Genomic DNA, 16,141 nt, shown 5'->3' on the forward strand with positions numbered 1-16,141 from the left:
CGCCATGCGACTGCTGGATCTCTCCCTTCTCTCGATCTTCGCTGCAGGCAGCCTAGCCATGGCCGCCTGGCCGTCGGCAGGTGAGGACAAGCCGTCGCCGCAGGCGGAAGAACTGACCGTCAAGCCGGATTGGGCCACCAGTTCGGCGCGCGTGGCGCTGCGCGAAGAGGAAGCTGAGGCCGCGGCCGTTGCGCACCTGATGCCGACGGGCACCAAGTCCTTGCTGTCCAAGGGCATGATGCGACACGGCGAGTTTGCCTGGGACGACACGGACGTGCCCGCAGGCAAGGTCACCGTCTGGGTCGATCTTCGCCGCCAGATGGTATCGGCCTATCGTGGGCCGCACGAGATCGGCACATCGGTCATTCTCTACGGCAAGCCCGGCCACGATACGCCGCGCGGAACCTTCCCGGTCCTGCGCAAGGTCGCCGACTATCATTCGCGCAGCTACGATGCGCCCATGCCGCATTCGCTGTTCATCACCAATGATGGCGTTGCGCTGCATGGATCGGATGTGGAGCGCGGCCGCGCGACGCACGGTTGTGTGGGCCTGCCTCCCGAATTCGCCCGCCTGCTGTTCGAAGCGGTTGGCGTCGGTGACGAGGTTACCGTGGTCATTTCCGATGCGGGCGCGACAGAGAAGCTCGCGCAGAAGGCCCCTTGGTAACCTCTGGTTAACCACGTTTCCTAAGCTTGGTTTAGCGCTCTGGAGCCATTGTCCAGCCGAAAGGTTGGATCATGCCTGCACCGCGCATTTACGTAAAAATCGTACTCGCAGCCACCTGCATGACCCTGCTCCCCGGGGCGCAGGGGCGGACCAACGATCTCGAAGACCGTCTGCTGGCCGCACACAACCGCGAGCGCCAGGCGATAGGCGTAGGCCCGCTGCAATGGGACGCCACCCTCGCCAAGGGCGCGCAGGAATGGGCGGATCACCTGTCCGAAACCGGCAAGTTCGAGCATTCGCCCAATCGCAAGGGCCAAGCGCTCGAAGGCGAGAACATCTGGGGCGGGACACCCGATCACTTCAGCCCGGAAAGCATGATCGACCTCTGGGTGGAGGAAAAACAGTATTTCCGCCGCGGCAAGTTCCCGTTCAACAGCACCACGGGCGATGTGGCCGATGTCAGCCACTACACCCAGCTAATCTGGAAGCGGACCGGCAAGGTCGGCTGCGGCCTGTCCAAGCGCGGTGAGGAGGAAATCCTCGTGTGCCGCTACAGCCAACCGGGTAATGTCCTGGGACGCCGCCCGCTCGCCTGAAGGTTAGCTAAGCCAGTCGGCGATCTGTCCGGCTACGTCGTTTGCAGCCTGATTGAGCGCGGGACCGACGCTGCGTACATCTGCACCGACACCTGGCACGACAGATTCAAAACGGCGGGTTTCGACACCGCTACCCTCGCCCGGACGCACCGCATCGAACACCACGACGACACTGCCACTGCGGGCATCATAGCCGAACTGGCGCAGCGTTCCGCCAAGCCGGTTGGTGGCCAGCGCACCGGGATCGTCACCATCGATCACCACGCGGTTTGATCTCGTGCGAATAGTCTCGGCGACCAGTCTGCGGAACAGGCGGGCAGGCTTCTCAACCCAAACCGCGTCCTTGAGATAGGCGAGTTCGGTATCGCTGACTTGCACCGGTACGCGCGTTACGTCGAGTGCGCTCGGCGTCTCGAACTCCACTAGCGCGAGCGCCGTTCCTGCCTCGCTGGACCCACCCGTACCGGCTGGAGCGCTGTTTGCAGGAGTGAGCGTCAACAGGCTTTCGGGCGGTTCGCTACCGAAGGAAATGCAGCCACCTAGCAACAAGGCCGGGGCAAGGATGGCGAATTTGAAGTGGCTGGTCATCGCGTCCGCTCCCTGTCTCACGGCTCGTACTCTGGCAGCGGCTGGCTGGACAGCAGTGCGCCCGCCCCCTGCTCGTCGAGTTTCTCGGTGACGCCGCGCAGCGCCTTGCTGGTTGCGCGCAGATCGCGCAACGTGGCCTCGGCAGCGGGCAGAGTGCTTTCAGTCAACTGCTTGGTCGCGGGGCGCGCTTCCGCGAGTACACCCTGCAATTCCTGCGAGGCATCGCCCGCCTGGCGCAGGGTAACGCGCAATTGCTCCGCAAGCTGAGCGCCTTCTTGGTTGAGTAGCTGGTCGGTCGACGCCGTCACCTTCTCGAACTGGTCGAGCGCTTCAGACGCCTCGCGCAGAGTCACCTGAAGTTCCGCCATCGTCCGCTCGATCTGCGGCGCGGTTTGGGCGAGGTCGGCAGTCATGCGGTTGGTATTGGCAAGGATGCCGGCGATTGCCCCCTGATTGTCTTCGTCGAGCAGCTGGGTAAGCCGTTCGGTTAGCGTCGCCAGTCGCTCGAGTAGCAGCGGTGCGTCGGAAAGGAGCGCGTTCAATCCGCCATCCTTCGGGGGGATAACGGGGACGTCTTCAGTACAAGCGGTCGTTTCGCAGGAGATCGGAGGCTGACCACTGCGCGCACCGTCGAGCAGGATGGTGGACACGCCGGTAAAGCTGCCTTGGATGGTTGCGGTCGTCCCAACCAGGATCGGCACCTCGTCTTTCACGCTGATACGGACGCGCACAAACTCCGGATCCTTGTCCCATAGCACGATCTGGCTGACCTGCCCTACGGGGACACCGGCGAAGCTGACCTGACTACCGTTGGCGAGACCGGAAACGCTCTCTTTGAAGAAGATGTCATATTCCTTCTGCGCGCCTTCGCCCCAACGGGCGATCCACACGATGAAAAGCGCCAGCGCCGCCAGCACGGCCAGCGTGACTACCCCCACCCAAACGTAATTCGCCCGCGTTTCCATTGGTTAGGCCTTATCCTTGCTTGAGGACGCATTGTCCAACGCTTTGACCGCATGTTCCGCGATCGGCAGGTCCATGTGCTTCCGGAGTTCGTCGAGCGCTTGCGCGGTAAGCGCGGCGCGGCCACGTGGACCGTTGAAATATTCCTGGATCCAGGGATGGTCGAGGTCCATCAGGTTCGGGACAGTATCGACCGCGATGACCTTGCGGTCGGCCAGCACCGCCACCCGGTCACAGATTTCGTGCAACGTATCGAGATCGTGTGTGATCAGGAAGACCGTAAGTCCGAGCGTCTCTTTCAACTCACGCGTCAGCCGGTCGAAGGCCGCAGCCCCGATGGGATCGAGCCCTGCAGTCGGCTCGTCGAGAAAGAGCAGCTCGGGATCGAGAGCCAATGCGCGGGCAAGACCGGCGCGCTTCTTCATGCCGCCCGAAAGCTCGCTTGGATATTTGCTCACGGCCTCTTCGGGCAGGCCCGAGAGCAGCACCTTGTACCGCGCGATTTCGTGGCGAAGTTCGTCCGAGATTTCCGGATAGAACTGCTTCAGCGGCACTTCGACATTCTCGCCCACGGTCAGCGTCGAGAACAATGCGCCGCCCTGGAACAGCACGCCCCAGCGATCGCGCACGCCAATCTCTTCATCGGGTTCGGCTTCGATGATCGACTTATCGAAAACCCGCACATCGCCTGCATTGGGTGTCTGCAGGCCGATGATCGAGCGCATCAGCACCGACTTGCCAGTTCCCGAGCCCCCGACCACGCCGAGGATCTCTCCGCGCTGCACCTTGAGGTCGAGATCCTCGTGCACAGTGATTTCGCCGAAACGATTGGTCAGTCCTTCGACGACGATCGGATAATCGCCGCGATAACGCGCATGATGGTGGAAGGCGTTTTCCTCCTCGCTCATCAACCCCACCCCAGTTCGGTGAAGAAGACCGCGAAGAATGCGTCGAGCACGATGACCGCGAAGATCGCAGAAACAACCGCCATGGTTGTACGGATGCCGACCTCTTCCGAGTTCCCGCGCACCTGCAGGCCGTGATAGCAACCGGCGAGGCCGATAATCAGCCCGAAGACCGGCGCCTTGATGAGACCGACCCACAAGTCATAGGTTGGAACGACCTCCTGGATACGCGAGAGGAAGGTCCAGAAGGGAATCCCCAGGATGACGTCGCCAATCACAGCACCGCCAATGATCGCCATGCAGGACGCGTAGAAACCAAGCAGCGGCATCATCAGCACGGCGGCCATGATGCGCGGGATCACCAAGGCTTCCATCGGCGCAATCCCGATGGTGCGCATCGCATCGACTTCTTCCGTTAGCTTCATCGTGCCAAGCTGCGCGGCAAAAGCACTGCCGGACCGGCCCGCAACCATGATCGCGGTCATCAGCACGCCCAGTTCGCGCAGGGTGATACGGCCAACGAGGTTAATCGTCAGCGTTTCGGCACCGAATTGCGCCAGCTGCACAGCGCCTTGTTGCGCGATCACGATCCCGATCAGGAAGCTCATCAACCCGATGATCGGCAGGGCGGAAACACCGACCAGCTCCGCCTGCCTGACCAGCGCGACCATGCGGAACCGGCGCGGATTGCGCAGCAGCGACCAGGTCGCGAGGATCAGCGAGCCAAGGAAGCTGAGAACGCCGTAAACGCCGGTGCGAGCGTTGAAGACCTTTTCGCCCATCGCTTCGGGCACGCGGCTCCAGACCGGAAGGCGTGGAGCGGCTATCTGCTCCTCGCTATCCATCCCTTCCAGCGCGCCGAGCAATCGTTGCGCGCGCTCGCTTGCACCCGTGATCGTGGCGTTGTGACGCGTCGCGATGTGGCAGGCCATCCACGCGCCGACGGTGTCGATCTCGGAGACACCCGACAGGTCGACCTGTGCAATGTCGCCTTCAAGCGATCTCAGGTCTTCGTCGACTGCGCCGATGCTCGACACGAGATACGGTCCGGTAAGCGCCAAAACCGCTCCCCCCTCGCCCTCGTGCAGCTCGTATTCCGCCAGACCTGTCATCCGCCAATCGCTATGCGGGGAAATGCCTCGCTAAACAAGCGCGTATCAATTCGCATCCCCTCCGGCGTTGCATCGCACAATAAGCGCTGGCATGGGCCGTTGCCATGAGCACCGAGCTATCCAAGACCTTTGATCCCGCCGAAATCGAGCAGCGCTGGTACGCGCATTGGGAAGAAAACGGCCTGTTCCGCCCCGAGCGGCCCGACGCCGAACCCTTCACCATCGTGAACCCTCCGCCGAATGTGACCGGCTCGCTCCATATCGGCCATGCGCTCGACAACACGCTGCAGGATGTGGTGATCCGCTACGAACGCTTGCGCGGCAAGGATGCGCTGTGGGTGGTCGGCACCGACCATGCGGGCATCGCCACTCAGATGGTGGTCGAACGCCAGCTTGAGGCGAAGCAGGACAAACGCACGAACTACTCGCGCGAGGAATTCGTCGACAAGGTTTGGGCGTGGAAGGAAGAGAGCGGTGGCACGATCACCCGCCAGCTGCGCCGCCTCGGCTGTTCGATGGACTGGAGCCGCGAACAGTTCACCATGGACCCGCATTTCACCGAGGCCGTGCTCAAGGTCTTCGTCGATCTTTACAATGACGGGCTGATCTACCGCGACAAGCGGCTGGTGAACTGGGACGTCAAGCTGAAGACCGCGATTTCGGACCTCGAGGTCGAGACCAGCGATGTGAAAAGCGGCTTCTGGCATTTCCGCTATCCGCTGGCTGACGGCGTAACCACGTCGGAGGGCAAGGATTACCTTGTCGTCGCCACCACGCGTCCGGAAACCATGCTCGCCGACATGGCAGTGGCGGTTCACCCCGACGACGAGCGCTACAAGTCGGTCGTGGGCAAGGATATCCTCCAGCCGATCACCGGCCGCCGCTTCAAGGTGGTGGCCGACGAGCACGCCGATCCGGAGCTCGGCTCGGGCTGCGTGAAGATCACTCCGGGGCATGACTTCAACGACTTCGACGTGGGCAAGCGTGCTGGTTTCGCGCCTGCCGACATGCTCAACATGCTCGATGCGGAAGGCAATGTCTGCCAGACCGCCGACGGGCTGGTGCCGGACGAATTCCTCGGCATGCACCGCTTCAAGCGCGACGGTGTTGATGGCGCACGCGAGCTGGTCGTGGCACGGATGAAAGAACTCGGCTTCCTCATCCCGCATGTCACCAAGGACAAGGAAGGCAACGAGGTCGAGCACGACGCAGAGCCGCGCACCATCGCAACGCCCTTCGGCGACCGCGGCGGCGTGGTCATCGAACCGTGGCTGACCGACCAGTGGTATGTCGATGCCGAGAAGCTAGCTGTTGCTCCGATCCAGGCAGTGAAGGACGGTACGATCGAGATCGTCCCGAAAAGCTGGGAGAAGACCTTCTTCAACTGGATGGAAAATATCCAGCCTTGGTGCGTCAGCCGCCAGCTCTGGTGGGGCCACCGGATTCCGGCGTGGTATGGGCCGGATGGGCGCGCCTATGTCGGCCAGAACTTTGAGGAGGTTATCGAGAAGGCCATCAATGATGGCTCAACCGAGTATGACAACCACTTCTTCGATTCCGGACAAATATTCGAGTGCGGAGAAGATGATGAGGCCAGGATCGAGGTCAGCGCAGAGGGCGAGAAGAAGCTTTGGCTCAAGCGTGATCCTGACGTACTCGATACGTGGTTTTCCTCCGCGCTTTGGCCATTTGCCACACTCGGTTGGCCAAGCGCTCAGCATCTTCCCGACGATCAGCACAACTTGCTAAAGAAGCACTATCCCAACGACCTGCTGATCTCGGGCTTCGACATCTTGTTCTTCTGGGATGCGCGCATGATGATGCAGGGGATGCACCTGACCGGGAAGGCACCGTGGCCGCGGCTTTATCTCCACGGGCTCGTACGCGCCGCCGACGGGGCGAAGATGTCCAAGTCGAAGGGCAATGTCGTCGACCCGCTCGGCCTGATCGACCAGTACGGCGCCGATGCGTTGCGCTTCTTCATGTCAGCGATGGAGAGCCAGGGCCGTGACATCAAGATGGATGAACGCCGTGTCGAGGGCTATCGCAATTTCGCGACAAAGCTCTGGAATGCCACGCGTTTCTGCCAGTCGAACGGCATCGGCGCGAGCACGAGTATCGCCGCACCCGCCGCCACGCAGGCGGTCAACAAGTGGATCATCGGCGAAGTCGTCGAGACGAAGAACGCGCTCGAACAGGCAATGGCCGATTTGCGCTTCGATGCCGCCGCGAACACGATCTACCACTTCGTGTGGGACCGGTTCTGCGACTGGTATCTGGAGCTAATTAAGCCAACTCTGAACGAAGACGCGGCAATCTATCCAAAGCACGCAAACGAAACACGCGCGGTCGCCGGCTGGGCACTCGACCAGATCCTCGTCATGCTGCACCCCTTCATGCCCTTCATCACCGAAGAGCTGTGGTCGAAGCAGGGCGATCGCCCGAACTACCCACTCATCACCGCCAGCTGGCCCGATCCGCAGGCAGATGTCGATGCGGCTGCTAAGGCGGAAATAGATTGGCTCATCGCGCTCACCAGCGCGGTGCGCACGGCGAAGAACGAACTCGGCATCGCGCCGGGTGCGAAGCTGGAAGCCTACTGCCCTGCCCCCTCGGCGCTGGGCCGCAAGGTCGTGGAGGAGAACGCGGCGGCAATCGAACGCCTCGCACGCCTCACACCGGTCCACTTCTCCGAAGCTCCCGGCGGTGCGGCAATGCAGATTGCTGCGGGCGACGATGCCTTCATTATCCCGCTTGAGGGCGTGATCGACATCGAAGCTGAAAAAGCCCGCCTCAACAAGGCGATGGAAGCCTCTACCAAGGAAGCCAAATCGCTCGAAGGCCGCCTCGGCAACGCGAATTTCGTCGAACGCGCCAAGCCCGAGGCAGTCGAGAAAGCCCGCGCGGACTTCGCGCATCACATGACGGAAATCGAGCGACTGAAAGCGGCTCTGGCAAGGCTGGGCTAGCAATCTCCGTTCGTGCTGAGCTTGTCGAAGCACCGCTTTTTCTTCTAGCGCTGGATCGAGGTGAAGGACGGCCCTTCGACAAGCTCAGGGCGAACGGAAGAGATGGCTTTAGTTCTAGCAACCGATGATACCGGCGGGCCGGAGATTTTTGCTTCGGTCCAAGGCGAAGGTCCGAGCGCGGGGATGCCGGTCGCCTTCTTGCGTCTGTCGCGCTGCAACCTTGCCTGCGTGTGGTGCGATACGGCCTACACCTGGCGGTTCGAAGGCGATAATCGCCCCCATCGCGACGGGGTCGCTTTCGAGCGCAAGGCGAACCAGGTCACGCTCGACGAGGAAGAAGTCGCCGCGCGCATCATGCAGCTCGGACAGGACCGGCTCGTGATTACCGGCGGCGAGCCGCTGTTGCAGGCGCCTGCGCTGGCGAAACTGCTCGACGTGTTGCCCGACATTTCGGTCGAGATCGAGACCAACGGAACCACCAAGGCCCCGCCGCGGCTCGATATCCGCATCGACCAGTTCAACGTCAGCCCCAAGCTCGCGCATAGCGGCAATCCGGCAGATCTCGCGCTACTCCCCGAACGGCTCGATGCCTATGCAACCGACCCGCGCGCTTGGTTCAAGTTCGTGATCGCCGAGCCTGCAGATGTCGAGGAGGTGTTGACCCTGCGCGATCGCTACCGCTTCAAGCCCGGACACGTCTTCCTGATGCCCGAAGGAACCGACAGCGAGACCCTTCGTGAGCGCGAGCAGTGGCTTTGCGATCTATGTCTGGAGCACGGCTTTCGCATGTCCGACCGGCTGCATATCCACCTGTTCGGGGATACGCGCGGAACGTGATCCACCGCGAAGGCGGAGGTCTCGGTCGGCTTGGCACGAGTTCGCCTGAGGTCCCCGCCTGCGCGGGGACGCACCACAGTTATCCCTGTGAACGCCACCGCTGCACGGTGCGCAGGACGAGGTCCTCTTCGCCGCCGGGCTTGTTCCACATCTCGATGAAGCTTGGGTCTTCCGAAGCCGGGCGCTTCACTTCTTCCAGATTGTCGAAGCTGACACGGATCGGGATGGCGACACCCTCGCCGCAGATGATGCACTCGCGGTTCCGCAGTGCGGGGATAGCGTCGAGGAAGCCGCGCGCACCTTCGGGCATCGCCGCACGGACGAAATCCTGGTCGCGGTCGTTGTTGAGACGCATCGAGATGATCGTACCGCACTGCGACAGCACGCCTTCGGCAAGGTCGGACGGGCGCTGCGTGATGAGGCCCAGCGATATCCCGTACTTACGGCCTTCCTTGGCGATACGGCCGAGGATGGTACCGACCGAGTTGCCATCGGCATTCTTCTCGCTCGGCACGTAACGGTGGGCTTCTTCGCAGACCAGCAGGATCGGCGTAGTCTTGTCGTCGCGGCCCCAGATAGCGAAATCGAACACCAGGCGGCTGAGCACGGCCACCACGGTAGCCGTGATGTCCGAGGGCACGCCCGACACGTCGATGATCGAGATCGGCTTGCCGTTCGATGGCATGCGGAAAATCTTGCTAATGAACTCGGCCATGGTGTCGGCCACCAGCATGCCGGAGAACATGAACTGGTAGCGCGGGTCGGCCTTCAGCTCGTCCAGCTTGTTCTTGATGCGCATGTAAGGCGCCGAATTGGTCGCCTTGTCGAGCTTGCCCATCTGGTCCTGGATCTCGTTCGACAGATCCGAGAGCAGGTAGGGAATGGGCGAATCCACGGTGATCTTGCCCATGGTCTGGGCCAGCTTGCTCTTGCTGCGCGCCTTGAGGAGACATTTGGCAAGGATGTCGGAATCGACCTGGCGTTCGTTTCCGGCGCTGGTCAGCAGCACCTCGCAATGCTCCTCGAAATTCATGATCCAGTAGGGCATCTGGAGGTTCGAGACGTCGAGGATCACGCCGGTCTGGCGGAAAGCCGCCGAATATTCGCCGTGCGGGTCGATCATCACGATGTGACCTTCGGGCGCTGCCTCGCAGATGCGGTGCAGGATCAGCGCGGCGCTGGTCGATTTACCGGTACCGGTCGAACCCAGCAGCGCGAAGTGCTTGCCGAGCATGGCGTCGACGTAGAGGCCGGCGCGGATGTCCTTGGTGGGATAGACCTTGCCGATGGTGACAGCGCTGCGACCGTCGCTGGCATAGACCTGCTTGAGATCGCTGGTCGACGCAGGGAATACCATCGCGCCGGGGACCGGGTAGCGGGTCACACCGCGACGGAAGCTGTGCAGGCGTCCGGTCAGCTTTTCTTCCACGCCTTCACCGAGGAAGTCGATATTGGCGAGGATGCTGCCGGCCTTGCGGTCCTGGCGCTGGTTGCGCACACTGGCGAGGAGCCAGCTGTTGCCGACCCGAATCTTGATCTGCGAACCGACCTGGCCGGCCATGGCAATGGCAGGGTCGGGGTCGTCGCCGCATTCGGTCAGGCGCTGGAGATCGATCGCGATCATCGAGCCCGAACCGGCGATTTCGAGCACCACGCCGATCGGCTGGAGCGCGTTTTCGCTCGGCGGTGCCTCTTCCTCCTCGGGCTGTGCTTCCGGCTTTGGCTCGGGCTTGGCAGCGAGCTCCGAAGGGCGCGGCGGCGCCTCGCCCAGCTTTGGCGACGCGGCCTGCTGCGGAGGCGGAGCGCTTTCCTGTGCGGGTTGCTGAACGGGCGGCTGTTCTGCGGCGGGCTGCTGCGTGGGCGCGTCTGCCTGCTCTGCTACTGGGGTTTCGGGTTCCGGCTGTTGATGCACGTAACCCGATCGCGACACCCCGCCACCGGCCTGTTCGCCTTCGGGCGAGCGACGGATCCGGTCGCGCAGGCTGCGCGGGCGCGCTTCTTCGCCATGCTGCTGGCCCGGAGTTCCGTTGGAACCGAAGTTTGCGTTGCCCATGTCGTTCATCTGTCTGCTCTGGCCCCTGTTGATCGCGCGCGAGGATACTCACGCGGCGCGCAAATGGTCGGCCAGAGTAGTGCCCGATAAGGGTTAAGAACGGGTCAACGATAACCTGCGAGCCGCGCGATCAGAGGCGCGCGAAGAGCCGTCCGGCACCCCATCCCATGCTGACGGAGAGGATGACGGCAACAAGTCCATAGAGAAGGCCGTGATTGTTGGCGCTGTCTTCGACGAAGAGTTCGAGCCCAACCTTCCTGACCTCGACCTCCGACTGGGCAGAAGCAATCACGCGGCCCTGGCTGATCGCGAACGTTTCTGCGACATAGGTGCCGGTCGTGACATTCGAGGGCATCGAAATGCGCGCCTGGTAGAGGACATCCTCGGTGATGCTCACACCCGCCATGTCCTCTTTGTAAAGACCCTGGCGCCGCTTGAGATCGACGAGGCCGAGGGCAAAGCGCATCTGGTCTTCAGGGTTGAAACTGCCGCTCGGAGACAGCTGGATATAGCGCGTTCCGAATTCGTAGATCGCGGCGGTTTTCTGGTCGACGATCTCGTCTATCGGGCGCGAGGAAGCGACAGCGAAATAGCTCGGGACAGAGCGGAAATCGCTGCTCTCCGCATTCACCCAAACGCCCGCAAAACGTTCCTTCTCGCGCAGACGGATGGGCTCCGACGGGCCCTTGAGGACGACGACGATGTCATAGCCCTGCCCTGCGCCGCCGCCGGGATCGAGAATGGCGCCGAACAGCAGCAATTCCGTGCCCGTGAAGCCCTGTCGCACCTTGACCTCGTGCTGCGAAATCTCGGGCACGAGCACCGCGTCGCGTTGCCCCATCAGGAACAGGGCCGCGATAAGGAGGAACAACGCCCTCACAGCGGATACACCGTGTAGATTTCGTCAGGCTCATAGAACAGGCCCAGGAGCATGCGGAAGGCGATCAGCAAGACGATTGCTGCCAGGACCAGCCGCAGCACCTCGGGCTTTGCCGTTACCGCGATCTTGGAGCCGAACTGCGCCCCCGAGACCGATCCGATCAATAGCAGGGCGACGAGCACGATATCGACCGCGCGGGTCGTGAGCGAATGCATCACCGTGGTTGCGATGGTCACGAAGAGGATGTTGAACAGGCTGGTGCCGACCACGACATTCGCGCTCATGCCGAGGATGTAGAGCATGGCCGGCACGAGGATGAAGCCGCCGCCAACGCCCATCAGCATGGTCAGTATGCCGACCACCACGCCGACCAGAGCCGGCGCGAGCGGCGAAATGTACAGACCCGAGCCGTAGAAACGCCATCGCCACGGCAGGTTCGCGACGAGCGGATGGTGGCGCCTTCGCTTGGCCTGTGTCCCGGTCGTGCCGCGGATGACCTGCACCGATTCCTTCGCCATCAACAGGCCGATCGATCCCAGGAGCAGGACGTAAAGCGCATTGATGACGACATCGATCTGGCCGATCGCGCGGAAGAAATTGAACAGCAGCGCCCCGAAGCCCGCGCCGATCACCCCCCCGCCGACCATCACCAGGCCCATCCTGTAATCGACCCCCTTACGCCTGCCATGTGCGAGCACGCCGGAGACGCTCGCCCCGGTGACCTGGGTCGATGCGGAGGCCGCTGCGACCGTGGGGGGAATCCCATAGAAGATCAGGAGCGGAGTAGTGAGGAAACCGCCGCCGACCCCGAACAGCCCGGACAATACCCCCGTCAGCGCGCCAAGGCCCACGATCCACAGACCGTTGACCGACAAATTGGCGATAGGAAGGTAAACGTCCATGCCCAGCCCCTATAGGAGCCGGGGGCTATATTAAAGCTGAAGCGCACTCAAAATATTTACTCGGCCAGTGAAACGCTTTCGGACGGCTGAAACGCCTCGCTCCCGGCCTGCTCGATCGGATCGTCCAACAGGAGGTCCGCGCCGGATGCGGCCATCCAGAGAGAATTGTGACCGGCAAGGGATTGCGCGGTGTCGATCTCTTGGGACATGTGCGCGGGCGGGACCTCGCTCAGGCCTTCCACCAGTCCATCGGTGACGCGAGGGGCGGCGACGCCCGCGGCTTGCCCGTCGCCTTCCGTTTGCGGCGCAGGGGCAGGAGCGGCTTCGGACAGGACTGGGGAGTTGTCATTGTCCGGCGTAAAAGCGGCAGGCACATCTGGCAGGGACAGGGCAATCGCCCTGATGCCGATCCAGCCAAAGGCGATCATGGCCAGGAAAACCAGCGGACGCCCCTGTGCGGGGGTTTTGCGCGCGCTCATGCCATTTCCTCCTGGGCCCGCGACAGGACGGGGTGCGCGCGGTGTTCCGTCTTCTCCCAGATCGTCGGTGCACCGCGCAGGCTCCGCAGATAGGCGACCAGAGCGCGGCGTCCGCTCATGATCGCGATGACGTTGGACACGAGCACGCGGGGAATGGCGAGCAGGCCTTGCCGCAGCCCATACTCCCTGCCTGTGAAAATCGCGCGGATGAGGACACGCCAAACAAGCCCGGCAAAGGTCACCAACAACAGTATGCTCAGGAACCCTCCCGGCTCGAACTGCCCACCCAGTCCTGCGTCGGCAGCGAGGTGCGAAAGGGTGCCGGAAAGTACGAGGAAATAAGCAAGGCCAAGCAGGATCGCGGCCAGCGGCCCGCGCCGGTCGCGTAGCGTCATCCAGCGCTGGAGCAGGTTGCCTTGCCAGCCGAGCCGGTCCCATCCTTGCAGCGCAATGCCATGTGTCCAGCGCGTCTTCTGGCGTACCGACTGGGCAATCCGGTCAGGGAAATAGGCCCGGGTCGCGACAAGGCGGCCGTTCTCCGTCCGCAGGCGCAGGAACCGCCCACGGCCGCCAAGCGCATGGATCCGCAGTCCAAGCTCGTAATCTTCGGTCAGCGAGTCCTCGCTGAAGGGACGACCGTGCTCCTCTGCAGCGAGCTTGCCGAGCATCTTGCGCGATACGGCACAGCCTACCCCGGCCCCCGGCACGGCGCAGCCGATCAGGTCGCGCACGACCATCGCCTTGGCATGCGATTCGGCGAATTCATCCGAATAATGGCTTGCGATCCATCGCGAATCCGACGGCGGGAGAGCCATGACCGGCAATTGCACGAAGTCGCTGTTCCACACAGCGTGGTCGAGCAAAGGGAGGGCTGCCGCATCCACCATGTCCTCGGCATCGTGGAGCACGACCATGTGCGCCTTCTTGCCGCTGCGGGCCTCGTCCTCGCACAGCGCCGCATAGAGACGATTGAGGCAATGTGCCTTGCAGGTCGGGCCATCCTCGCCGACGACCACCAACCTGACGCGGCTGTCTCCCCTTGATGCGACTGCGACCGAAGCGATGGTCGACGCATCGTTGCGATAACAGCCGACATAGATGCGCAGCTGGTCCTGCGGCCATGATGCCAGCGCGTGCGTGATGGTCGGGCCGATTACCTCCGCTTCCTGCCAAGCCGGAATGAAGACCGCGGCAAGGCCGGACAACGGCTTCTCGGTAAGGACATGTTCGTCGAGGCGTGGCGTCGCGATACGCCCCGTAAAGCGGTTCCACGCGTAGATCGCGTCGACCGCCAGTTCGTCCACCATGCCGATGGCAAAAAACACTGCTGCGAACAGCAGCAACTCATATTGAAGCGCAGCGAAGCCATCCAAGATGGCGATTGATCCCGTGTGCAACCCGTTTTCCCCCTGCGAACCCACTATCGCGCGGATTCGAGACTTGCAACGCGCTTTGCTTTGCGAAAGAGAGCGCACCGACATGACCGAACGCCCATCCGCATTCCGCCTCGTCTTCGCCCCCGTCCGCGCGCTGTTCGTCAGCGATGCGTCGGCGGGTATTTTGCTGATCCTCGTAGCGATTGCCGCGATGCTTGCAGCCAATTCGCCCTTCGCAGAGGATTATCACCACCTCTTCCACGGCACGATCTTCGATGCCTCGGTGTTCAAGCTGAACACGCTGCATTTGTGGATCAACGACGGCCTGATGGCGATCTTCTTCTTCGTCGTGGGGTTGGAGGTGAAGCGCGAATGGATCGAGGGCCAGCTTTCCACATCGCAGCAACGCCGCATGCCGGTGCTCGCGGCAGCGGCCGGCATGGCCATTCCGGCGCTGGTCTATCTGTTCTTCGTCAATGCGGAAGGTGCCGAGGGCCTGACCCGCGGCTGGGCAATCCCGGCTGCGACCGACATTGCCTTTGCCATGGGCGTGCTCGGCCTGCTCGGCAATCGCGTGCCTGCCTCTTTGCGCCTGTTCCTGCTGACCGTCGCCATCGTCGACGATATCGGCGCAGTGCTCGTCATCGCGCTGTTCTATACGGCCAAGATCAAGTTCAGCTGGCTGGTGGGCGCGGTGATCGTGACCGCCTTCATGTACGCCATGAACCGGATGAAGGTGGCAGCTTACTGGCCCTTCATCCTTGCTGCGCTGGTGCTGTGGTTCTTCGTTCTGAACTCGGGCGTCCACGCCACGATCGCGGGCGTAGTTGCCGCGCTCACCATCCCGATGGTGGGCGAGGACGACCATACCATGGTCGAAACGATGGAGCACAATCTTGCGCCGTGGAGCGCCTATCTCATCGTGCCCGTATTCGGGTTCGCGAATGCGGGCGTGCACCTCGGCGATCTCGGTATTGCGGGCATCCTGGCGCCGCTGCCGCTCGCCATCGCCGCAGGCCTGTTCGTCGGCAAGCAGGTGGGCATCCTGTCCGCAATCTGGCTGGCGGACAAATTCGGTTTCGCCCCGCGGCCGGACCAGGCCACCTGGACCGAGATTTGGGGTGTCTCGATCCTGTGCGGGATCGGCTTCACAATGTCGCTCTTCATCAGTGGCCTGGCCTTCGCCGGCAATGCCCTGCTGATCGAGGAAGCCAAGATCGGCATCCTTATGGGATCGCTGATTTCGGCGGCGGTCGGCTACACGATCCTGCGCATGACGACCACGCATCCCGACGACGTGCGCTCGCCCTATATCGACTGAGCTGTTGTCGCAGGTGGCCTACCAGCTGCCGGTATTCTCCATGCTCGCCCAGGGCTCTTCCGGTTCCAGATAGCTGTCCTGTAGCAGCTCGACCGAGATGCCGTCGGGCGAACGGACGAAAGCCATGTGCCCGTCGCGCGGCGGGCGGTTGATCGTATGGCCTGCATCGGCAAGCCGCTGGCAGGTCTCGTAGATATTCTCCACCCGGTAGGCGAGATGCCCGAAATTGCGCCCGCCGTCATAGGCCTCCGGCGCACTGCCGTCTTCGGGTGGCCAGTTATAAGTCAGCTCGAGCTCCGCCACGCCTTCCTGACCGGGCGCGGCGAGGAAGATGAGTGTGAAGCGGCCCTTCTCGCTTTCCTTGCGGCGGACTTCCTCGAGCCCGATCAGCTTGAAGAAGGCAACCGCGGCTTCCGGGTCGGCCACGCGGATCATGGAATGGAGATATCTGGTCATCTGCCCAAGCTAGGCATGCGACGCGCAAAGAAAAAGG

15 protein-coding genes are annotated in these 16,141 nt (G+C 62.6%); 5 read left to right on the forward strand and 10 right to left on the reverse strand.

The window, feature by feature from the left end; all coding sequences use genetic code 11:
• Positions 1–4: 4 nt before the first annotated feature.
• Together K3146_RS07765 and K3146_RS07770 are read left to right on the forward strand one after the other, a co-directional pair.
• Entirely contained in the window at positions 5–667 is a 663-nt protein-coding gene (locus K3146_RS07765; protein ID WP_247711117.1) for a L,D-transpeptidase, read from the forward strand.
• A gap of 71 nt (positions 668–738) precedes the next feature.
• Entirely contained in the window at positions 739–1,263 is a 525-nt protein-coding gene (locus K3146_RS07770; RefSeq protein WP_221545704.1) for a CAP family protein, read from the forward strand.
• Between the two features lie 3 nt (positions 1,264–1,266).
• Here K3146_RS07770 and K3146_RS07775 read toward each other — a convergent pair whose 3' ends face one another.
• From K3146_RS07775 to K3146_RS07790, 4 genes are read right to left on the reverse strand one after another with little or no spacing between them, the layout of a single operon-like run.
• Entirely contained in the window at positions 1,267–1,851 is a 585-nt protein-coding gene (locus K3146_RS07775) for an ABC-type transport auxiliary lipoprotein family protein (protein ID WP_221545705.1), read from the reverse strand.
• Positions 1,852–1,868: 17 nt separating this feature from the next.
• Positions 1,869–2,816 (reverse strand): MlaD family protein, encoded by a 948-nt coding sequence (locus tag K3146_RS07780; RefSeq protein ID WP_221545706.1) that lies wholly within the window; start codon positions 2,814–2,816, stop codon positions 1,869–1,871.
• 3 nt (positions 2,817–2,819) lie between these two features.
• Positions 2,820–3,722, reverse strand: coding sequence for an ABC transporter ATP-binding protein (locus K3146_RS07785; RefSeq protein ID WP_221545707.1), 903 nt, complete (start codon positions 3,720–3,722; stop codon positions 2,820–2,822).
• On the reverse strand, positions 3,722–4,831 hold the full coding sequence (locus K3146_RS07790) for an ABC transporter permease (protein ID WP_221545708.1): 1,110 nt from the start codon (positions 4,829–4,831) through the stop codon (positions 3,722–3,724). The genes K3146_RS07785 and K3146_RS07790 overlap by 1 nt, the downstream gene beginning before the upstream one ends.
• Before the next feature lie 104 nt (positions 4,832–4,935).
• On the opposite strand from K3146_RS07790, the gene K3146_RS07795 reads away from it, so the two are divergent.
• Both K3146_RS07795 and K3146_RS07800 read left to right on the forward strand, forming a co-directional pair.
• Positions 4,936–7,800, forward strand: a complete 2,865-nt coding sequence (locus tag K3146_RS07795; protein WP_221545709.1) for a valine--tRNA ligase — start codon at positions 4,936–4,938, stop codon at positions 7,798–7,800.
• A gap of 102 nt (positions 7,801–7,902) precedes the next feature.
• Positions 7,903–8,637: a 7-carboxy-7-deazaguanine synthase QueE gene (locus K3146_RS07800; RefSeq protein WP_221545710.1), complete on the forward strand. Its 735-nt coding sequence runs from the start codon at positions 7,903–7,905 to the stop codon at positions 8,635–8,637.
• Positions 8,638–8,716: 79 nt separating this feature from the next.
• Here K3146_RS07800 and K3146_RS07805 read toward each other — a convergent pair whose 3' ends face one another.
• The 5 genes from K3146_RS07805 to K3146_RS07825 form a co-directional block, all read right to left on the reverse strand.
• Entirely contained in the window at positions 8,717–10,699 is a 1,983-nt protein-coding gene (locus K3146_RS07805; RefSeq protein WP_247711118.1) for a helicase HerA domain-containing protein, read from the reverse strand.
• Positions 10,700–10,820: 121 nt separating this feature from the next.
• Positions 10,821–11,570 carry a TIGR02186 family protein gene (locus tag K3146_RS07810; protein WP_425594593.1) on the reverse strand — a complete coding sequence of 250 codons (750 nt, stop codon included), beginning with the start codon at positions 11,568–11,570 and terminating at the stop codon, positions 10,821–10,823.
• Positions 11,567–12,472 (reverse strand): sulfite exporter TauE/SafE family protein, encoded by a 906-nt coding sequence (locus K3146_RS07815; protein WP_221545711.1) that lies wholly within the window; start codon positions 12,470–12,472, stop codon positions 11,567–11,569. The genes K3146_RS07810 and K3146_RS07815 overlap by 4 nt, the downstream gene beginning before the upstream one ends.
• A gap of 56 nt (positions 12,473–12,528) precedes the next feature.
• Positions 12,529–12,951, reverse strand: a complete 423-nt coding sequence (locus tag K3146_RS07820) for a hypothetical protein (protein ID WP_221545712.1) — start codon at positions 12,949–12,951, stop codon at positions 12,529–12,531.
• Complete coding sequence (locus K3146_RS07825) at positions 12,948–14,348, reverse strand: glycosyl transferase family protein (protein ID WP_247711119.1); 1,401 nt, start codon at positions 14,346–14,348, stop codon at positions 12,948–12,950. The genes K3146_RS07820 and K3146_RS07825 overlap by 4 nt, the downstream gene beginning before the upstream one ends.
• An 82-nt stretch (positions 14,349–14,430) precedes the next feature.
• On the opposite strand from K3146_RS07825, the gene nhaA reads away from it, so the two are divergent.
• Complete coding sequence (gene nhaA, locus K3146_RS07830; RefSeq protein ID WP_221545714.1) at positions 14,431–15,648, forward strand: Na+/H+ antiporter NhaA; 1,218 nt, start codon at positions 14,431–14,433, stop codon at positions 15,646–15,648.
• 18 nt (positions 15,649–15,666) lie between these two features.
• On the opposite strand, the gene K3146_RS07835 is transcribed toward nhaA, so the two are convergent.
• Entirely contained in the window at positions 15,667–16,104 is a 438-nt protein-coding gene (locus K3146_RS07835; protein WP_221545715.1) for a VOC family protein, read from the reverse strand.
• Between the last annotated feature and the right edge of the window lie 37 nt (positions 16,105–16,141).

Origin of the sequence: Qipengyuania vesicularis, assembly GCF_019711415.1 — a bacterium.
Lineage (GTDB): Bacteria > Pseudomonadota > Alphaproteobacteria > Sphingomonadales > Sphingomonadaceae > Qipengyuania > Qipengyuania vesicularis.